At 71.1% G+C, this 18388-nt stretch carries 20 protein-coding genes and 2 riboswitches; of the genes, 12 read left to right on the forward strand and 8 right to left on the reverse strand.

Features of this window, described 5'->3' with window-relative positions:
* Positions 1–32 precede the first annotated feature (32 nt).
* A riboswitch (glycine riboswitch) is annotated at positions 33–128 on the forward strand.
* Positions 129–230, forward strand: a riboswitch (glycine riboswitch).
* 36 nt (positions 231–266) lie between these two features.
* Positions 267–3107 carry an aminomethyl-transferring glycine dehydrogenase gene (gene gcvP / locus ACYQ78_RS07605; protein WP_459800011.1) on the forward strand — a complete coding sequence of 947 codons (2841 nt, stop codon included), beginning with the start codon at positions 267–269 and terminating at the stop codon, positions 3105–3107.
* 130 nt (positions 3108–3237) lie between these two features.
* Positions 3238–3726: a hypothetical protein gene (locus tag ACYQ78_RS07610; protein ID WP_459800012.1), complete on the forward strand. Its 489-nt coding sequence runs from the start codon at positions 3238–3240 to the stop codon at positions 3724–3726.
* Between the two features lie 58 nt (positions 3727–3784).
* On the opposite strand, the gene ACYQ78_RS07615 is transcribed toward ACYQ78_RS07610, so the two are convergent.
* Positions 3785–4123, reverse strand: coding sequence for a hypothetical protein (locus tag ACYQ78_RS07615; RefSeq protein WP_459800013.1), 339 nt, complete (start codon positions 4121–4123; stop codon positions 3785–3787).
* A 94-nt stretch (positions 4124–4217) separates the two neighbouring features.
* Here ACYQ78_RS07615 and ACYQ78_RS07620 point away from each other — a divergent pair, with 94 nt between their 5' ends.
* Positions 4218–4808: an alpha/beta hydrolase family protein gene (locus ACYQ78_RS07620; RefSeq protein WP_459800014.1), complete on the forward strand. Its 591-nt coding sequence runs from the start codon at positions 4218–4220 to the stop codon at positions 4806–4808.
* Positions 4809–4827: 19 nt separating this feature from the next.
* Here ACYQ78_RS07620 and ACYQ78_RS07625 read toward each other — a convergent pair whose 3' ends face one another.
* Positions 4828–5028, reverse strand: coding sequence for a DUF5999 family protein (locus ACYQ78_RS07625; RefSeq protein ID WP_459800015.1), 201 nt, complete (start codon positions 5026–5028; stop codon positions 4828–4830).
* A gap of 281 nt (positions 5029–5309) precedes the next feature.
* Positions 5310–5876, reverse strand: coding sequence for a TetR/AcrR family transcriptional regulator C-terminal domain-containing protein (locus ACYQ78_RS07630; RefSeq protein WP_459800016.1), 567 nt, complete (start codon positions 5874–5876; stop codon positions 5310–5312).
* Between the two features lie 83 nt (positions 5877–5959).
* On the opposite strand from ACYQ78_RS07630, the gene ACYQ78_RS07635 reads away from it, so the two are divergent.
* Together ACYQ78_RS07635 and ACYQ78_RS07640 are read left to right on the forward strand one after the other, a co-directional pair.
* The gene (locus tag ACYQ78_RS07635) at positions 5960–6361 is read left to right on the forward strand and encodes a hypothetical protein (protein ID WP_459800017.1); all 402 of its coding nucleotides are present in this window, start codon (positions 5960–5962) and stop codon (positions 6359–6361) included.
* 152 nt (positions 6362–6513) lie between these two features.
* Positions 6514–7290, forward strand: coding sequence for a VOC family protein (locus ACYQ78_RS07640; protein ID WP_459800018.1), 777 nt, complete (start codon positions 6514–6516; stop codon positions 7288–7290).
* Between the two features lie 28 nt (positions 7291–7318).
* Here ACYQ78_RS07640 and ACYQ78_RS07645 read toward each other — a convergent pair whose 3' ends face one another.
* Positions 7319–8134, reverse strand: coding sequence for an SDR family oxidoreductase (locus ACYQ78_RS07645; RefSeq protein WP_459800019.1), 816 nt, complete (start codon positions 8132–8134; stop codon positions 7319–7321).
* A gap of 194 nt (positions 8135–8328) precedes the next feature.
* Between ACYQ78_RS07645 and ACYQ78_RS07650 the strand changes: the two genes are divergently transcribed.
* On the forward strand, positions 8329–9309 hold the full coding sequence (locus ACYQ78_RS07650) for an AraC family transcriptional regulator (RefSeq protein WP_459800020.1): 981 nt from the start codon (positions 8329–8331) through the stop codon (positions 9307–9309).
* A 93-nt stretch (positions 9310–9402) separates the two neighbouring features.
* Here the strand turns inward: ACYQ78_RS07650 and ACYQ78_RS07655 are convergent, their stop codons facing one another.
* The 3 genes from ACYQ78_RS07655 to ACYQ78_RS07665 form a co-directional block, all read right to left on the reverse strand.
* The gene (locus ACYQ78_RS07655; protein WP_459800021.1) at positions 9403–10629 is read right to left on the reverse strand and encodes an RNA polymerase sigma factor; all 1227 of its coding nucleotides are present in this window, start codon (positions 10627–10629) and stop codon (positions 9403–9405) included.
* 158 nt (positions 10630–10787) lie between these two features.
* Positions 10788–11087: a hypothetical protein gene (locus ACYQ78_RS07660; RefSeq protein WP_459800022.1), complete on the reverse strand. Its 300-nt coding sequence runs from the start codon at positions 11085–11087 to the stop codon at positions 10788–10790.
* Between the two features lie 49 nt (positions 11088–11136).
* On the reverse strand, positions 11137–12243 hold the full coding sequence (locus ACYQ78_RS07665) for an AMP-binding protein (protein ID WP_459800023.1): 1107 nt from the start codon (positions 12241–12243) through the stop codon (positions 11137–11139).
* Positions 12244–12294: 51 nt separating this feature from the next.
* Here ACYQ78_RS07665 and ACYQ78_RS07670 point away from each other — a divergent pair, with 51 nt between their 5' ends.
* The 6 genes from ACYQ78_RS07670 (at position 12295) to ACYQ78_RS07695 (ending at position 17213) form a co-directional block, all read left to right on the forward strand.
* Positions 12295–13209: an o-succinylbenzoate synthase gene (locus ACYQ78_RS07670; protein ID WP_459800740.1), complete on the forward strand. Its 915-nt coding sequence runs from the start codon at positions 12295–12297 to the stop codon at positions 13207–13209.
* Positions 13206–14846, forward strand: coding sequence for a 2-succinyl-5-enolpyruvyl-6-hydroxy-3-cyclohexene-1-carboxylic-acid synthase (menD, locus tag ACYQ78_RS07675; RefSeq protein WP_459800024.1), 1641 nt, complete (start codon positions 13206–13208; stop codon positions 14844–14846). The genes ACYQ78_RS07670 and menD overlap by 4 nt, the downstream gene beginning before the upstream one ends.
* A 9-nt stretch (positions 14847–14855) precedes the next feature.
* Positions 14856–15452, forward strand: a complete 597-nt coding sequence (locus tag ACYQ78_RS07680; RefSeq protein WP_459800025.1) for a DedA family protein — start codon at positions 14856–14858, stop codon at positions 15450–15452.
* Positions 15453–15598: 146 nt separating this feature from the next.
* A complete protein-coding gene (locus tag ACYQ78_RS07685; protein ID WP_459800026.1) occupies positions 15599–16168 on the forward strand; it encodes a flavin reductase family protein in 570 nt (189 codons plus the stop codon).
* Between the two features lie 10 nt (positions 16169–16178).
* A complete protein-coding gene (locus ACYQ78_RS07690) occupies positions 16179–16589 on the forward strand; it encodes a cupin domain-containing protein (RefSeq protein ID WP_459800027.1) in 411 nt (136 codons plus the stop codon).
* Positions 16590–16598: 9 nt separating this feature from the next.
* Positions 16599–17213, forward strand: a complete 615-nt coding sequence (locus tag ACYQ78_RS07695) for an IMPACT family protein (protein WP_459800028.1) — start codon at positions 16599–16601, stop codon at positions 17211–17213.
* Here ACYQ78_RS07695 and ACYQ78_RS07700 read toward each other — a convergent pair.
* Positions 17172–18371, reverse strand: a complete 1200-nt coding sequence (locus tag ACYQ78_RS07700) for an MFS transporter (RefSeq protein WP_459800029.1) — start codon at positions 18369–18371, stop codon at positions 17172–17174. The two genes, ACYQ78_RS07695 and ACYQ78_RS07700, sit on opposite strands and share 42 nt — an antisense overlap.
* Positions 18372–18388 lie beyond the last annotated feature (17 nt).

Here is an 18388-nt window from a genome sequence, read left to right on the forward strand (position 1 = left end):
CTCAGGGGTACGGGTAAGGTGGTTGTAGCCATCGACCCTGCGCGGGAGAGTCCCCATCTGCACTGAATGGGGCGCCGAAGGAGCAAACCTCCCCGGAATCTCTCAGGCACCCGTACCGCCAGGCGAGGCAGCTCTGAAAAGCAGGTCCGCCGTCCAGGCGGCGCCTCACCGAAGGGGAAAACCGGCCGTCGTCGTCCGGTGAAGCTCTCAGGTTCCATGACAGAGGGGGAGACCGCCCGGTCTCGCCTGCCCTGGAGTTCCCTGTCATGACCGACCGCACACCGCTCCGTGACCTGGACGCCCCGCCGTTCGCCACCCGCCACATCGGTCCTTCCGACGCCGCCCAGGCCCGCATGCTGGAGGCCGTCGGCTACGAGACCGTCGCCGACCTGGTCGCCGTGGCGGTCCCCGACTCGATCCGCACCGCCGGGGCCCTCGCCCTGCCGCCCGCGCTGTCCGAGCCCGAGACGCTCGCCGAACTGCGCGCGCTGGCCGCCCGCAACACCGTGCTGACCTCGATGATCGGCCTGGGCTACCACGACACGATCACGCCGGGCGTGATCCTGCGCAACGTGCTGGAGAACCCGGGGTGGTACACGGCCTACACGCCGTACCAGCCGGAGATCTCGCAGGGGCGCCTGGAGGCGCTGCTCAACTTCCAGACCGTGGTCAGCGACCTGACCGGCCTCGACGTCGCCGGCGCCTCCCTCCTGGACGAGGCCACCGCCGCCGCCGAGGCGATGACGCTGGCCCGCCGGGCCTCCAAGGTCAAGGCCGACGTGTTCGTGGTCGACGCCGACGCGCTCCCGCAGACCAAGGCGGTGCTCGCCACCCGCGCCGAGCCGCTCGGCATCACCCTCGTCGAGTCCGACTACACCGGTGAGCTGCCCGAATGTTTCGGGATCCTGGTGCAGTATCCGGGGGCCTCGGGCCGGGTGGCCGACTTCCGGGCGCTGGCCGCGAGCGCCAAGGCGGCCGGGGCGGTCGTGACCGTGGCGGCCGACCTGCTCGCGCTGACCGTGCTGGAGGCGCCCGGCACCCTCGGGGCCGACATCGCGGTCGGATCGTCGCAGCGCTTCGGCGTCCCGCTCGGGTTCGGCGGTCCGCACGCCGCCTACATGTCGGTACGTGAGGGCCTCCAGCGGCAGATGCCCGGACGCCTGGTCGGCGTGTCGATCGACGCCGACGGCCGCCCCGCCTACCGGCTGGCGCTCCAGACCCGCGAGCAGCACATCCGCCGCGAGAAGGCGACCAGCAACATCTGCACCGCCCAGGTCCTGCTGGCGGTGATCGCGTCGATGTACGCCGTCTACCACGGCCCCGAGGGCCTGCGCCGGATCGCCCTGCGGGCCCACCGGCACGCCGCCGTGCTGGCCGCGGGGCTGCGCGCGGGGGGCGTCGAGGTCGTCCACGACGAGTTCTTCGACACCGTGACCGCCCGCGTGCCGGGCCGCGCGGCCGCGGTCGCGGCGGCGGCCCGGGACCTCGGCGTCAACGTCCGCGAGGACGGCGACGACCACATCGCGGTGGCCTGTGACGAGAAAACCACCTCCGCGCACCTGAGCGCCGTCTGGACGGCCTTCGGCGTCGACGGCCCCTCCGTGGACGATCTCGACATCTCCACCGACGACGCGCTGCCCCAGGGCCTCCAGCGGACCACCGGCTACCTGACCCACCCCGTCTTCCACGACTACCGGTCGGAGACGGCGATGCTGCGCTACCTGCGCAGGCTCCAGGACAAGGACATCGCGCTCGACCGGTCGATGATCCCGCTCGGGTCGTGCACGATGAAGCTCAACGCGACCACCGAGATGGAGCCGATCACCTGGCCCGAGTTCGCGTCGATCCACCCGTTCGCGCCCGCCGAGCAGACCGACGGCTACACCGACCTGATCCTCAGCCTGGAAGACTGGCTGGCCGAGGTGACCGGCTACGACGCCGTCTCCATCCAGCCCAACGCCGGGTCGCAGGGCGAGTTCGCCGGCCTGCTGGCCATCAGGGCCTACCACCGTGCCGGGGGCGACCACGAGCGCGACGTCTGCCTGATCCCGTCGTCGGCCCACGGCACCAACGCCGCCTCCGCCGTCATGGCGGGCATGCGGGTCGTCGTGGTCGCCTGTGACGCCGACGGCAACGTCGACATGGCCGACCTCGACGCCAAGATCGCCAAGCACGCCGACCGGCTGGCGGCGATCATGGTCACCTACCCGTCGACCCACGGCGTCTACGAGCAGACCATCGTCGACCTGTGCGCGAAGGTCCACGAGGCCGGCGGGCAGGTCTACGTCGACGGCGCCAACCTCAACGCCCTCGTCGGCCTGGCCAAACTGGGCGAGTTCGGCGCCGACGTGTCCCACCTGAACCTGCACAAGACCTTCTGCATCCCGCACGGCGGCGGCGGCCCCGGCGTCGGCCCGGTCGCGGTCAAGGCCCACCTGGCCCCGTTCCTCCCGGGACGCGGCGTCGTCGGCCCGGTCTCGGCCGCGCCGTTCGGATCGGCGGGCATCCTGCCGATCTCGTGGGCGTACGTGCGGATGATGGGCGCCGACGGCCTCAAGGCCGCGACCGAGCAGGCGATCCTGTCGGCCAACTACCTGGCCCGGCGGCTCGCCCCGCACTACCCCGTCCTCTACACCGGGCGCGAGGGCCTGGTCGCCCACGAGTGCATCATCGACCTGCGCGCCATCACCCGCGAAACGGGGGTGACCGTCGACGACGTCGCCAAGCGCCTGATCGACTACGGCTTCCACGCCCCGACCATGTCCTTCCCCGTGGCCGGGACGCTGATGATCGAGCCCACCGAGTCGGAGGACCTGGCCGAACTCGACCGCTTCGCCGACGCCATGATCGCGGTGCGCGGGGAGATCTCCAAGGTCGCTTCGGGCCTGTACGACGCCAAGGACAACCCGCTGCGCAACGCCCCCCACACGGCCGACGTGCTGACGGCCGACGAGTGGGACCACCCGTACACCCGGACCGAGGCGGCCTACCCGGTGGCCTCGCTGCGCGACCAGAAGTACTGGGTGCCGGTCCGGCGCATCGACCAGGCTTACGGCGACCGCAACCTGGTCTGCGCCTGCCCGCCTCTTTCGGCCTACGAGGACTGAACCGGCTGACCCTTCCCTGAAGGGGGAGACAGAAACCCATCACCTTCCGCATGTCTGCCGCCTAATGGGGGACCCGGTCGTTAGGATCTTCGCAATCCCTTTCGGCCCGGTTCCCTGGAGGCCCCCCGAGATGACGGCCATCGACTCCGGACGGCAGATCGACGAGGCCCGGCGCCTCTATGACGCCGGGGACCTCGACGCCGCGGCGGCGATCTTCGCGACGCTCGCCGCCGACACGGCGGCCCCCGACCAGGCCAGCGCCGCGGTCGGCCTGTCGGTCACGGCCGAGCGCATGGCCCAGATCCTGCTGGAGGAGAACGCCCCCGCCGAGGCGGCCGACCTCCTGCTCCAGGCCCTGGCCGTCCCGGGCGTCGCCGACGCCGCACGGCTCCGTGTCCTGCTGGGCATCGCCCACCTGGAGATGGCCTGCGCCGAGTTCGAGGTCGCGGTCGAAGCGGGCCCGGACGCCGACACGGCCGCCCTGGCGATCGAGCTGCTGGCCCGCACCCTGCCGCTGCGCGGGCGGGACGCCGACGCGGAAACGGTCTGGACCTACGGCCTCGACCACGAGGACGCCGACTTGGCCGCCCAGGTGGAAATGCGCCGAGGCCGGGCGTAGCCCCGCAACGGGAAATGGCGCCGAGGCGGATCGCCGTCGGCGCCGGGTGGCGCGGAACCTAGTTGCGCTTGCGGCGGATGGCTGCGGCCATGTTGACCAGGACGATGCCGCCCCAGGCCAGGAGCAGGCCGAAGCTGCCCGCCTGGGAGGCGGCGATGGCGGTCAGCGGGATGCCGATGCCGAGGGAGCCCAGGGCGATGGGGATGTGGCTGTTGTCGGGCTTGGGGGGCTTGACGTCCCCTCGCCGGGCCACCTCGGCCTGGACGCGCGCGGTGATCTCGTTGTCGAGTTTCTCGATGAACGAGTCGACCAGGGCGTCTTCGTAGGCCGGGCCCAGGTCGCGGCGGGCCGCCAGGGTGGCGCGCAGGTCTTCATGCGGAAGAGATGTGTCAGGCACGTCCCCAAATCTGGCACACCCCCTCCGAGGCGTCATCATCCATTCGGATGACACCTCGGTCATGCGGTGGAGGGACCCGCGATAACGTGCGGTTATGGAGATCGACACACCTCACGGGCCGGGTCGGGCGGAGATCGACGACCCGGGCCGGGCGGGCATGGTGCTGCTGCTGACCCACGGCTCGGCCGGGGGAGTGGACGCGCCCGACCTGCTCGCGGTGCGCGACGCGTGCGTGGGGGAGAACATCGCCGTCGCCCGGATCACCCAGCCGTTCCGCCTCAGGGGGGCGCGGGCGCCGGGGTCGGCGGTCCGGCAGGACGAGAGCTGGATCGCCATCGCCACGGCGATCAAGGAGCGCTTTCCGGGACTGCCGATCGCCCAAGGGGGGCGGAGCAACGGGGCGCGCGTCACCTGCCGTACAGCCAAGGACGTGGGTGCCGTCGGGGTGGTGGCGCTGGCGTTTCCTCTGCATCCGCCCGGTCACCCGGAGAAGTCACGGGTCGCCGAACTGCGCGGCGCGGGGGCGGGGGTACTGGTGATCAACGGTGACCGTGATCCGTTCGGGGTGCCTGATGAGGCGGACGCGGAACGGCTGGTCGTGCTACCCGGAGAGAATCATGATCTCCGTAAGAACCCCGCCCTGATCGGGGCGGAGGTGGCGCGCTGGCTGCTGGCGCGCCGGTGATCCCCCGTGAGTCGCCGCGTCAGGCGGCGGTGATGGCCATGTCGGTCGGCCGGTGCGGAGCGATGATCGCGCCGTTGGGGAGCAGTTCGCCGGTGTCCTCGAAGAGGACGACGCCGTTGCAGAGGAGGCTCCACCCTTGTTCGGGGTGGGCCGCCACTGTGCGGGCGGCTTCGCGGTCCTGCGCTTCCGCGTGAGGACAGCAGGGCTCATGAGGGCACATCGCCGGGGCTCCGTGTCTTTCTCTTGTCGCTCGTGACGTGGATCCGCCCAGCGAAGTGGGGGACGAGCGGTATGGGGTTTAGTTGACGCAAATTGGCCTACACCACGTGTTGGCCTACACCAGTGTGCGCCAGGTCACTCCACAAGGACATAGCCCGTTCGGACGATTTCGCCCACACCCTGGTAGGGGGGTGTGATCATGTGTGTGACCTACGACACAAGGGTGCCCGATGCACGATAACACCCCAAGCGCGACACGCCGTCACTTCGGTAAACGAGCCGTTACGAGCTCTCCAAACCGGTGAGCACCGCCGTCAATCCGCGCTCGAAATCGGCGTCGCCCGTGGCCACCCGCGCCTTCTCCACCTCGGCGTCGGGATCGGCCCAGCCGGAGGCCTGCATCTCGACCGCGACCGCCCCGTAGACGTAGGCGCGCAGAGTCTGCACCGCCTCCTGGGGCCGGCCGAGACCGGCGTCTCTCAGCTGTTCGACCTGACTCGACATGGCCAGCAGGGCCATGCCCTTCGGGGGTTTGGTCAGCGCCAGCGACAACACCCCGGGATGCTCCATCAGGGCGGCCCGCGCGGCGCGCGCCCAGTCGCGGGCGATCTCCTGCCAGGAGGCCTCCCTCGGCTCGACCTGGACGGCCGTCACGTGTTCCGCCAGCGCGTCCATCAGCGCCTCCTTGCCCCGAGGGAGGTGGTGGTAGATCGCCATCGCCTCGACCTGGAGCGCGTCGCCCAGCCGTCGCATGGTCAATCGGCGCAGGCCCTGCCCGTCGGCGATGTGGAGGGCGGCGTCGATGATGCGTTCGCGCGAGAGCGGTGTGGGAGGGCGCTTGGCAGGCATGCGATCATCCTGCCATCCCGGCCGGACAGGGGAGGGTCTACGCTGTCGACCAGTGCGTTTCAATCAGGACTGAGGGGTTGACGATGGCGTTTTTCCGTCCGCGGGTGAGCCGGGAGGCGGAGGTCAGGTTCCACGCCGACCAGGAGATCTCCAAGAGCTACGGTGACCTGCTCGACAAGGCCCGCCAGGCGGAGGCAAACCTGCGCGCCCGCCGGGCCGCCGGTGCCTCCGAGGCCGAGCTGCGCGAGGCCGGGATCGGCTACGACCAGGCGCTCACCGCCGCTCTGCGGGCCGCCGAGGCGGCGCAGCGGGCGGTCTTCGGCGTGAAGGCCTACGACGACCGCATCCGCCGCCGCAAGGGCCGGGCGACCCCCGACGGCGCCAAGTGGACCACCGAGGTGAGCAAGCTGCGCACCCTCCGCGAGGAGAACCGGCTGAGCGGTATCGTCCGCCTGCCGCGTCCGGTGCCCGCCGCGGCCCGCTGATCCGGGTGAAGAAGTGCGCCTGACGCGGCCCGGCGGTCGCGTCGGCGCATGGACGCTTGGTTAAGAAATACCTACCGGGAATATCCGGGGCGTCAACGCACCGGCACGCTGCGCCGTCTAAGGATTACCTTGGGGTCAGGGAGGCCGGAGAGATGCCCGGACGGGTGAGATACGCGGCGGGCCGGCCGTGCTGGGTCGAGGTCGGCACGGCCGATCTCGCGCTCAGCGAGCAGTTCTACCACGGCGTGTTCGGCTGGGATTTCGAGCCGCGCGGGCGCAGCGCCTCCACGGCGCTCCTGCGCGGCGAGCCGGTCGCCGGGCTGGGCCCCGCCCGTCCCGGCGGGCCGGCCTGGCTGGTCCACATCGCGGCCGACGACATCGACGAGTCGACCCGCCGCGCCGACGACGCCGGAGCCCAGGTCCTCACCGGCCCCGAGCGGATCTACGACGAGGGCCGCGAACAGGGCTGGCGCAGCATCCTGGCCGACCCTTCGGGGGCCGAGTTCGCGTTATGGGAGCCCGTGGCGCTTGAAGGTGCGGGCGCGCGCGGGGTTCCGGGTGCCTTCTGCTGGACGGAACTCGCAGCCCGCGACGCCGACGAGGCTTCGGCCTTCTACGGCAGGGTCTTCGGCTGGAACGGCCGCCGGGCGCCCTTCCTGAGCGGCAGCGGCAGCTACACCGAGTTCGACCTGAAACGGTCGAAGACCACGGTTGCCGGAATGGTCGAGATGACCGACTCCTGGCCCCCGGAGATCCCACCCCACTGGATGGTCTACTTCGCGGTGGCCGACTGCGAGGAGTCCTGCCGCGTCGTGGCCGACCTGGGCGGGACGGTCCAGGTCCCGCCGTTCGACCTGCCCACCGGCTGGGCGGCGGTCGTGGCCGACCCGGCGGGCGCGGTCCTGTCCCTCATCGAACTGACCTCATAGCGGTCTGCCGGAGCCGGTTGCGAGCGGGTCAGAGTCCGAACTGGAGCTTGACGCCGCCGATGAAGGTCGCGTCGTCGGTGGCGGCGCGGGTGGCGATCAGGTCGGCCGCGTACGGCCCCGCGGTGTAGCGGAGCCGGTCGGTGCCGTCGGTCACCGCCTGGTAGACGGTCTCGGCGACGACCTCGGGTTCGTCGCCCCCGGTGCTCATCTGCCCTTGGGCGGCGAAGAACGCGCCGACGAGCTTCTGGTATTCGGTGAGGGTCTCGTCGTTGGTGAAGTCGAACGAGCGCCCGCCGAAGTCGGTGTTGACGAAGCCGGGCTCGACGATTTTGACCTTGACGCCGATCGCGGCCAGTTCGTAGTGGAGGGCCTCGCTCAGCCCTTCGACGGCGAACTTGGTGCCGTGGTACAGCGTGCCGAGCGGGAAGGTGACCTTGCCGCCGATGGAGGAGACGTTGACGACCGTGCCGCCGCCGTTGGCGCGCAGGTGCGGCAGGACGGCCCTGGTCGTCTCCAGCAGGCCCAGGACGTTGACGTCGAACTGACGGCGGATCTTGTCCATCGGGGTCGCCTCGAGCAGGCCGTAGGCGCCGTATCCCGCATTGTTGAGCAGGACGTCGATCCGGCCGAACCGCTCCAGGCCGGCGTCGACGGCCGCGGTGATCGAAGAGGAGTCCTGCACGTCGAGCCGGGTGACGAGCACGTTCTCCAGTTCGGTGAGTCCGGTCTCGCGCTCGGGGTCGCGCATGGTGGCGATGACGTTCCAGCCCTGCTCGTGGAAGTGCCAGGCGGTCGCCCGGCCGATGCCGCTGGAGCTTCCGGTGATGAGGATCGTGCCGGTCATGATGGTCTCCGTCTGTTCGCGCCGCCCGCCGCTGCGGTGGCCGTGTCCCCAACGTTAGGGTCGGCGGCGCGTCAGGGAACTAGCGGATGACGCCTTCCTTCTTGCCGTTCGCGCCAACTGAAGATGGCGCCTTCGGCAAGCCGGATGGCGCTTCCGGCATGTCCGCCGTGGACGCGGAGACCTAGCATGGGCTGATGGCCTCAGAGCGGTTCACCCTCGACCCGGGCACGCGTGCGCTCCTGCACGACCTCGGGATCTCCGTCGCGCGGGTGCTGCGGCGGGCCCGGTTGCCGGCCGGGGTCTTCGCGCAGGGCGCGGTCACCCTGACGCCCGCCGAGTACTACCGGTTCTGGGACGCGGTCGACGCCGAGGCGGCCGATCCCGACCTGGCGGCGAAGATCGGAGGCGCCATCTCGGTCGAGGCGTTCAACCCGCCGATCTTCGCGGCGCTGTGCAGCGCCGACCTGCGTACCGCGGCCGAACGCATCGCCGCCTTCAAGCCGCTCATCGGCCCGGTGCACCTCGACGTCACCACCGGTCACGACGGGCTGGCCATCACCTTCCGCTGGCCCGACGGGCCGCCGCCACCACGGCTGCTGGTGGCGGGCGAGTTCGCGTTCTGGGTCGCGCTGGCGCGCATCGGCACGCGGCGGGAGGTGCGGCCGACCCGGCTCGCGATGCGCGGGGCTCCGCCGCCTTCGGCCGAGATGACCTCCTATTTCGGCTCGCCCATCGTCGAGGCCGAGGTCGACGGCCTGACGTTCTCCGCCGGGGACGCCGCGCTGCCGTTCCTCACCGAGGACGAGTCGATGTGGACCTTCTTCGCGCCGGAACTGCGCCGCCGCCTGTCCGAGATGGAGGCGTCCGCCACCACCGCCGACCGGGTGCGCGCGGCGCTCCACGAGCGCCTTCCGGCCGGGGAGAGCTCGATCAACGCCATCGCGGCCCAGCTCATGCTCAGCCCGCGCACCGTCCAGCGGCAGCTTCAGGCGGAGGGGACCAGTTACCAGGCCGTGCTGAGCGACACCAGGGAGAGGCTCGCCCGCGGCTATCTGGCCGACCGGTCCCTCACCACGGCCCAGATCGCCTATCTCCTGGCCTACGACGACGCCAATTCCTTCTACCGCGCCTTCCGGCGCTGGACCGGGCTCACCCCCGAGGCGGCACGCCCCTGAGGGTCACGTTTTGGCTGGCCCGGTCGAGCGGAGTGTAACCGGGCCAGCGTCGGGGACGGTGCGGGTCGGGAGTGACCCCCGTACCGGGAGGTTCTAGCTCGCCCAGTCGAGCAGTGGGCGGGCGTTGCTCGGGTGGCGGAGCTTGGAGAGGGATTCCTTCTCCAGCTGGCGGATGCGCTCTCTGGTCAGGCCGAGGTGCTTGCCGATCTCGTCGAGCGTGTGGGGCTTGCCGTCGGCCAGGCCGAAGCGCAGGGCCATGATCTTGGCCTCGCGCGGCGACAGGTTGTTCAGCACGCCCTTGAGCTGCTCGGCCAGCAACTGCCGGTCGACCACCTCGGAGGCCTCCAGAGAGTCGACGTCCTCGATCAGGTCGCCGATGCGGGTCTCGCCGTCCTCGCCGATGGTGCTGTCGAGGCTGATCGGCTGGCGGCTGGTGCGGAGCAGGTCCTCGATCTGGTCGGGGGTGCGGTCGAGCTCCGTGGCCAGTTCCTCGGGCGTGGGTTCGCGGCCGAGGCGCTGGTGCATGTCACGCTCCACGCGGGACAGCTTGGAGAGCATCTCCAGCACGTGGACCGGGAGCCGGATCGTCCGGGCCGAGTCGGCGAAGCCGCGCTGGATGGCCTGCCTGATCCACCACATGGCGTAGGTCGAGAACTTGAAGCCCTTGGTGTAGTCGAACTTCTCCACGGCCCTGATGAGGCCGAGGTTGCCCTCCTGTACGACGTCGAGCAGGGCCATGCCCCGGTCGGTGTACTTCTTGGCGACCGACACGACCAGCCGGAGGTTGGCCTCCAGCATGTGGTCCTTGGCGCGGCGGCCGTCTTCGATGACCCATTCGAGGTCCTCGCGGGCCAGCGCGGAGAGGCGCTCGCCGCTCTCCTCGGCCGCGTCGAGCTTGTATTCGGCGTACAGACCGGCCTCGATGCGGCGGGCGAGCTCGACCTCCTGGGCGGCGGTGAGCAGCGTACGGCGGCCGATCGACTTCAGGTAGGTGTGGACGGAGTCGCCCATCGCCGAGGAGTTGTCGTCGAGGTCGCCGGCGGCCTCGATCTCGGCCTCGGTCACCTCGTCGTCGTCCTTGACAGGGGACGTACCCTTCGTGGTGTCTTCGGCGGTTTCTGCGAGGCTCACCCCGGCCTCGGTCAGGCCGCGCAGGATCCCACGGGCCTTGGTCGCGCTCACGCCGGCGTTCACGAACGCCTCGCGCAGCTCGGTCAGGGAAAGGCGACCCTGCTTCCGGCCCCGCTCCAGGAGCTGGTCGAGAGTCGTCGGAATGGCCTCGCGCGCGGGCGAGGTAGACGCCACGGCGGTTCGGGGCATGAGGACACCTCCTCCTTCGCGGAGATCAAATTTTCGTCGTCAATGAGTTCTCGGCAATGCCGGGGCGCCCATGCGCCACCACGGCTGCCTTAGTAAGAACGCCAACGCCGGATATTTGTTCCCGTGTTACCTAAACCGCACAAAAACCGGCGCAGTCGTCAGTTGAGGGTGACCTCGACGCGGGGGATCTCCATCGGCTCGGCCTGCTCGAGGTTCTCGGGGGTCCAGTAGCCGCTGACCTCTTCGGGGTCGGACTCCAGCTCCCTGACCACCACGTTGGAGGGGACGGGCTCGGGCGTCGGCGTCGCGACGTCCTTGCTGCCCTCGACGGTCTTGAGCAAACGCTGCTGCTCGATCTGGAGCCGGCCGTCGGCCGCGGCGGCCGCCACGGTCAGGCCTCCGACGACGATGACACCGACGATCCCCGCGGAGATCAGCGTCTTCGGGGTCGGGATCATGGGAGTGGTTCCTTTCGTCAGGACTACCTGATCGTAAGACGGATGATTGTCACACTTGGTTCCGTATGGCGACCATATCGGGTTTGCCGTTGGGGAGCAGGGGAAGCGCTGTGACCTGCACCAACACCTTCGGTGCGGCGTACGCGGGCAGTTCCGATTTGGCATGGCTGCGCAGTTCCTCGAGCGTCGCCTCGCCCGCCACGACGGCCACCACGACCTGGCCCCATTCGGGGTCGGGGCGGCCGATCACGACGACCTCGCGCACCTTGGGATGGGTCGCCAGGATGTCCTGGACGACCCCGGCGACGACCTTCTGGCCGCCGGTGTTGATCACGTCGTCGGCGCGGCCCAGGACCTTCAGGCGGCCGCCGGAGAGGTCTCCGAGGTCGTTGGTGGTGAACCACTTGTCCGTGTGACGGGGGCCGAGGCGCAGGCCGTTCATGAGCGTGGGACCGGCGATCATGATGCGGCCGTCGGGGGCCAGTTGCAGATCTACATTGTCAAGGGGGCGGCCGTCGTACACGCAGCCACCGCAGGTCTCCGTCATGCCGTAGGTGGTGAAGATCCTCGGATGGCGGGCCAGCAGGTCGGGGGTGGCCGCCGCGCCGCCCAGCAGGATCGTGGCGAACGCCGACACGTCGGGCAGGCGGCGGAGCTGGGTGGGCACCAGCGAGACGTGGTCGGCGCCGGAGGCCATGACGTCCACGGGATCGAAGCTGTCGTGGACGATCGGGTCGGTGCCGCACAGGAGCGCGCGGGTGATGACCTGGAGCCCTGACACGTGGGAGGGCGGCAGGCAGCACAGCCAGCGGTCGCCCGGCTTGGCGCCGATGCGGTCGAGCGAGGCCCGCGCCGAGGCCAGCAGGGCCCGCGCCGACAGTTCGACGCCCTTCGGGACGCCCGTCGAGCCCGAAGTCGCGATGATCACTGCGGTGTCGCCGTCGGCGGGGACGCCCTCCGGGAGCACGGTCGTGCCCTCGGATGTGGTGACATGGGTCGGCCGCAGCGTGTCGAACAGGGCCCTGACCGCCCGATCGGGCAACGATGGCGCGATCGGCAGGACCGCCGGACCGGAGCCGTCGAGCGCGGCGCCCACGGCGTCGGCGAGGGCTGGGCCTGGCGGCAGGATGAGTGCGTGCACCGGACGATCGACCACGTGGTCAGGGTAGCCGGGCCGGTGCCGGAGAGCGGGGAGGGTGGCGTGGAGCTGCGGGTGTTCCGGATTCCCATGGTGGTCCGGTTCCGGGGGCAGACCGCACGGGAGGGCATCCTGATCAGGGGCCCCTACGGCTGGGGGGAGTTCTCGCCGTTCCCCGAATACGGCCCGGCCGAGAGCGCGCGCTGGCTGGCCTGCGCGCGGGAGGCCGCGTTCGAGGGGTGGCCACAGGGGCTGCGGGAGGCGATCCCGGTGAACACGACGGTGCCCGCGGTCGGGCCGGAGAAGGCCGCCGCGATGGTGCGCGCCTCGGGCTGCTCGACCGCGAAGGTCAAGGTCGCCGAGACGGGCCAGACGCTCGCCGACGACCTCGCCCGGGTGGAGGCGGTCCGCGACGCGCTGGGTCCCGGAGGACGGGTCAGGGTCGACGCCAACGGCGGCTGGGACGTCGATCAGGCCGTCCACGCGATCAAGGAACTCGACCGGTTCACGCTGGAGTACGTCGAGCAGCCGTGCGCCTCGCTCGGCGAACTGGCCCGGGTGCGGCGGCGGGTCGAGGTGCCCGTCGCGGCCGACGAGTCGATCCGCAAGGCGGAGGACCCGCTCAAGGTCAGGGCGGCCGGGGCGGCCGACATCGCGGTGGTGAAAGTGCAGCCGCTCGGCGGGGTGCGGAACGCTCTGCGGGTGGTCGAGGCGTGCGGCCTTCCGGCGGTCGTGTCGTCGGCCGTGGAGACCTCGGTGGGCCTGGCGGCGGGGCTGGCGCTGGCCGCCGCGCTGCCGGAATTGCCGTACGCTTGCGGACTCGGGACCATGTCGCTTCTGGCTGGAGACGTCGTCGCCGATCCGCTCGTCGAAGAGCGAGGGGTCATCCGTGTCCGGCGTCCTCAGGTTGATGACGACGCCCTGGCGCGTTTTGAGATCGAGTCGCCGGAGTGGATTCGGCGGATGGAGGGGGCCGCCGTGTGAACCCGGCTACCGCACTGGCGACCGTACTCGTTGACGAGCTGGCGCGGTGCGGAGTCTCCGAGGCGGTGGTCGCGCCGGGGTCCAGATCGGCGCCCCTGGCCCTGGCGATCCACGACGACCCGAGGATCCGCCTGCACGTGCGGACCGACGAGCGCTCGGCCGGATTCCTCGCACTGGGGCTGGCCAAACGGCTGGAGAAGCCGGTCGTCGTCGTCACGACGTCGGGCACGGCCGCCGCGAACCTGCATCCGGCCGTGATCGAGGCCGGTGAGGCGGGCGTGCCGCTGCTGGTGCTCACCGCCGACCGGCCCCCGGAGCTGCGCGGCACCGGCGCCAACCAGACGATCGACCAGGTGAAGCTGTTCGGCTCGGCCGTGCGGTGGTTCGCCGAGATCGGCGTGCCCGAGGAGCGCCCCGGGCAGGTGGCCTACTGGCGGTCGCTGGCCTGCCGCGCCTTCCAGCGCGCCGAAGGCCCCGGCGATCCCGGTCCGGTGCACCTCAACGTGGCGTTCCGTGAGCCGCTCGTCCCCGACGGAAACGACGACTGGCCCGAGACGCTGGAGGCGAACGGGCCGTGGGTGCGGGCCAGGGTGGCGCCGCCGTCGTCGGCGCTGCACATCCCGGCGACCCGGCGCGGGGTGCTGGTGGTCGGCGACGGCGCGACCAACGTGCGGCGCTACGTCGCGGCGGCCGGGATGGCCGGCTGGCCGGTGCTCTCGGAGCCCAACGGCGGCGGCCGCTACGGCGACACCGCGATCTCGACCTACCACTTCCTGCTCGGCACCCCCGGCTTCGCCGAGGCGCACCAGCCCGACGTGGTCGTCACCCTCGGGCGTCCCGGGCTGTCGCGGCCGCTGCTGGCCTGGCTGAAGCGGGCCCAGGAACACGTCGTGGTCGCCCGCGACCTGACCCGGTGGCCCGACCCGACCCGGTCGGCCACGCAGGTGGCGCAGGCCGTGGAGATACCGGTGGCGGCGGGCGGCGACCAGTGGCTCAACGCGTGGCGGCGGGCCGAGATGGCCTCCCGGCACGCGATCGACGACGTGCTCGACGCCGGTGGGCTGAGCGAGCCCCGGCTGGCCCGCGACCTGGCGGCGATCATCCCCAACGGGTCGCTGCTGTTCTGCGGCTCCTCGATGCCGATCCGCGACCTCGACCAGGCGATGCGGCCCCGGCGCGGGGTGCGGCTGATGGCCAACCGGGGGGCGTCCGGGATCGACGGCCTGGTGTCGACGGCGGCCGGGGCGGCGCTGGCCCACCACGGGCGCGCCTACGCCCTGCTGGGCGATCTGTCCTTCCTCCACGACCAGAACGGCATGGTCATCGGGCCCAGGGAACCCCGGCCCGACCTGTGCGTCGTGGTGGTCAACAACGACGGCGGCGGGATCTTCTCCCTGCTGCCGCAGTCGTCGCTGGGCGGCTCCTTCGAGCGGATCTTCGGCACCCCCCACGGCGTCGACCTGGGATATCTGGCGGCGGCGACGGGCACGCCCTACAGCGTCGTGTCCGATCCCGACGACCTGGAGAAGGCGATCCGGGGTGAGGGGCCCCGCCTGGTGGAGGCCCGCACCGACCGGAACGCCAACGCGGCGGTCCACGTCGCGATGCGCGACGCCGTACGGGCGGCGATCAGCTAAGGAAGTCGCATGCACCTCGAACAGTGGCTGGAGCAGATCCCGGACGTCTGGGTCTACGTGGTCGTCGGTCTCGTCGTCGGGATCGAGAGTCTCGGGATCCCGTTGCCGGGGGAGATCGTGCTGGTCAGCGCGGCGCTGATGGCGGCGAAGGGGTTCGTCGACCCGCTGCTGGTCGGGGTGTGCGCGACCGGCGGGGCGATCGTCGGCGACTCGATCGGCTTCTACATCGGCCACCGGGGCGGCCAGGGGCTGTTCGACCGGCTGGGACGGCGCTTCCCCCGGCATTTCGGGCCCGATCACGTCGACCGGGCCAAGGCGCTGTTCCGGCGCTGGGGCGTGTGGGCGGTGTTCTTCGGCCGGTTCGTGGCGCTGCTGCGGATCCTGGCGGGGCCGCTGGCCGGGGCGCTGCACCTGCCCTACTGGCGGTTCCTGGTGGCCAACGTGCTCGGGGCGATCGTGTGGGCCGGGGGGACCACGGCGGTGGTCTTCTATCTGGGCATCGTGGCGGAGAAGTGGCTCAGCCAGGCGTCGTGGGTGGCGCTGGTCGTGGTGGTCGTGTTCGGCGTGGTGAGCATGGTGTGGGTTCGGCGGCGAGCCCGGTCGTAATCGGTCGATCCGCTCCGTAAGCGGACACGACCATATTCCCTACTATATTGACAGGTTTTAGGGGTATTTCTACGATGAGGAGAACTGATCGAGAGGAACCCCATGTCAGCGAAGCGGTTGCTTTTCACGCGGGTCCGGGTGACGGCATGACCGCCCTTTCGGATTTCCCCCGCCCCCGGCTCGGCGGGCGTCGCCCCGAGACGCCGGAACCCCCTGGAGATGGGAACATGTCGGTCTCTCCTGAAGCCGGAACGGACATCCGCGACCTCTTCCGCAGTGCCTTCCGCCGGCACGCCGCCGGGGTGGCCGTGGTCACCACGGCGGGCCCGGTCGGGTTCACCGCGACCTCGCTCGCCTCGGTCTCGGCGGAGCCTCCGCTGGTCACCTTCGGCATCGGGCTCGGCTCGTCGAGCTGGCCCGCGATCCGCGACCAGGACAGTTTCGTCGTCCACATCCTCGGTGAGTCCCAGCGCGACCTGGCCGCCCTGTTCGCGCGCAGCGGGGCCAACCGGTTCGGGCCGGAGACGGCCTACACCTCGCTGCCCACCGGCGAACCGGTTCTGCACGGCGTCGCCGCGTGGTTGCGGTGTGAGATCAGGGAACGTTTCGTGGCGGGGGACCATCGGCTGGTGGTGGGCCTGATCACCGAAGGGGAGACCATCCCCGGGCGCCGGCCGCTGCTCTACCACGACGGAACCTTCGGATCTTTCGCATAGGGGGCCCGGGTTGTCCTTTCACGAACCGCTGCACCACGTCGTGCCCGCCGGGCTGTCCGACGAGACTGCCCAGTCGTCCGGGATGCACCGGCGGGCGGCCATCAGCGGGCCGACCGTCGGGGCGGCCAGGCTCTGGATGGGGCAGACCCACGTCGCCCCGTCCACCCGGTCGGCCGACCACCACCACGGCGACTCCGAGACGGCGATCTACGTCGTCAGCGGGCACCCGTCGTTCGTCTTCCTCGGCGACGACGGCGAGGAGGTGCGCCTCGACACCTCGCCGGGTGACTACGTCTACGTGCCGCCGTTCACGCCGCACCGCGAGGAGAACCCGTCGCCCGACGAGGAGGCGGTGGTGGTGATCGCGCGGTCGTCCCAGGAGGCGGTCGTGGTGAATCTGCCCTCCCTGAGATCGGGATAGCCTGGCGCGGTGCCGTACAAGACCCTCGACAACGTGGTCGAACACGAGACCGAGGTGCGGCGGTCGCGGTTCGTCTGCGCCGTCGCCCCCGCCCCCTCGGAACAGGCCGCCCGCGAGTTCATCACGGCCCACCGCGCGCTCTACGCCGACGCCACCCACAACTGCACCGCCTACGTGATCGGCACCGGAATCCGCCGCTCCGACGACGACGGCGAACCCGGCGGCACGGCCGGCACCCCCATGCTCGACGTGCTCCTCAAACGCGGCTTCGCCGACGTGGTCACCGTGGTGACCCGCTACTTCGGCGGCATCCTGCTCGGCGCCGGAGGTCTCGTGCGCGCCTACGGCGGCGCGGTCGGGGAGACCCTCGACCGGGTCACACCGGTCACGATGGTCGAGGCCCACCTGGTGACGGTGTCGATCGACCACGCCCACGCGGGCCGTCTGGAAAACGATCTCAGGGTCCGTTACGACGTGCGCGAGGTCGCCTACGGATCAGAGGTGGCCTTCGACGTCGCGGTGACCGACTTCGGCGGGTTCGAAGAGTGGCTCGCCACCGCCACGGCCGGGCGGGCGAAGGCGTCAGCCGGCGGCACGCTGTTCGTGCGGGCGGAAGACGCCTGAACAGAAGATCACGATGATCCCCGCGACCGGCACGACCAGCAGCCCGACCCGCAGCGAACTCGCGTCGGCGATGAGCCCGACCAGCGGGGGCGTGAGCAGGAACCCGGCCCGCAGCAGCCACGACAGCAGCGTCAGCCCGGTGCCCGGCCGGAAGCCGGGAAGCTGGTCGGCGGTGTGCATGGCGCCCGGGATGAGCGTGGCGCTGCCGAACCCGGCCAGGCCGAACCCGGCGATGGTGCCGGGCACGCTCGGGAACGCCAGCGCGAGCCCGAAACCCACCGCGATGAGCAGCCCGCCGACCCGGGCGACGGCACGCTGGCCGTAGCGGTCGACGAACCGGTCGCCCAGCGCCCGCCCGACGAACTGCGCCCCCACGACGGCGACGAGACCGAACGCCGCGATGCCGGGCGCGGCCCCCAGCGACCCCGACAGGTAGACGGCCGCCCAGGTGCCGCCGGCGTCCTCGACGGTGGCGCCGCAGATCGCGATGACCGCCAGCAGCGCCAGCGCGCCGTAGGCGATCGACCTGACCGGCAGTGCGGGTCCCTCGGTGACCGCCTCGACGATCGGATCCTGCGGCTCGGGGCCGGGGAGCAGGAACCGGTAGGCGACCAGGTTGATGATGACGAACGTCACCGCCGAGATGCTGAGGTGCAGCCCGAGCGACATGCCGAGCGCCGCCGCGCCGCCGCCCATGAGCCCGCCGAGCACGGCGCCCAGGCTCCAGATGGCGTGGAAGGAGTTGATGATCGACCGCCCGTAGAGCCGCTGCACGCGCAGGCCGTGGGTGTTCTGGGCGACGTCCACGACCGAGTCGAGCGCCCCGACGACGAACAGCGCCCCCGCGAACAGCGCCCAGCTGGGCGCGAGCCCGGCCAGCAGCACGAACCCGCTGGTGAGGATCATGCCTCCGACGGCGACCCGTGACGACCGCAGGCGCCTGATGAGGATGCCCGCGAGCAGACCGGAGGCCAGCGACCCGGCGGGCACGGCGGCGACCGCGAGCCCGAACTGGGCGTTGGAGAGCTCCAGGGCGTCGATGATGGCGGGGTAGCGCGGCATCAGGTTGGCGAAGATCGCCCCGTTGGTGAGGAACAGCAGGGCGACGGCGATCCGGGCACGGCGATCGGCGGGGGAGATCAGAGGTCGGCCCTCCAAGGGGGCGGCGGAATGTC

This window comes from Herbidospora sp. RD11066, assembly GCF_054661255.1.

Bases quoted from the DNA above. Each gene is read 5' to 3' on its own strand.
- gcvP (WP_459800011.1), top strand. From the start codon at position 267: ATGACCGACCGCACACCGCTCCGTGACCTGGACGCCCCGCCGTTCGCC.
- ACYQ78_RS07610 (WP_459800012.1), top strand. From the start codon at position 3,238: ATGACGGCCATCGACTCCGGACGGCAGATCGACGAGGCCCGGCGCCTC.
- ACYQ78_RS07620 (WP_459800014.1), top strand. From the start codon at position 4,218: ATGGAGATCGACACACCTCACGGGCCGGGTCGGGCGGAGATCGACGAC.
- ACYQ78_RS07625 (WP_459800015.1), bottom strand. From the start codon at position 5,028: ATGTGCCCTCATGAGCCCTGCTGTCCTCACGCGGAAGCGCAGGACCGC.
- ACYQ78_RS07630 (WP_459800016.1), bottom strand. From the start codon at position 5,876: ATGCCTGCCAAGCGCCCTCCCACACCGCTCTCGCGCGAACGCATCATC.
- ACYQ78_RS07635 (WP_459800017.1), top strand. From the start codon at position 5,960: ATGGCGTTTTTCCGTCCGCGGGTGAGCCGGGAGGCGGAGGTCAGGTTC.
- ACYQ78_RS07640 (WP_459800018.1), top strand. From the start codon at position 6,514: ATGCCCGGACGGGTGAGATACGCGGCGGGCCGGCCGTGCTGGGTCGAG.
- ACYQ78_RS07645 (WP_459800019.1), bottom strand. From the start codon at position 8,134: ATGACCGGCACGATCCTCATCACCGGAAGCTCCAGCGGCATCGGCCGG.
- ACYQ78_RS07650 (WP_459800020.1), top strand. From the start codon at position 8,329: ATGGCCTCAGAGCGGTTCACCCTCGACCCGGGCACGCGTGCGCTCCTG.
- ACYQ78_RS07655 (WP_459800021.1), bottom strand. From the start codon at position 10,629: ATGCCCCGAACCGCCGTGGCGTCTACCTCGCCCGCGCGCGAGGCCATT.
- ACYQ78_RS07660 (WP_459800022.1), bottom strand. From the start codon at position 11,087: ATGATCCCGACCCCGAAGACGCTGATCTCCGCGGGGATCGTCGGTGTC.
- ACYQ78_RS07680 (WP_459800025.1), top strand. From the start codon at position 14,856: ATGCACCTCGAACAGTGGCTGGAGCAGATCCCGGACGTCTGGGTCTAC.
- ACYQ78_RS07685 (WP_459800026.1), top strand. From the start codon at position 15,599: ATGACCGCCCTTTCGGATTTCCCCCGCCCCCGGCTCGGCGGGCGTCGC.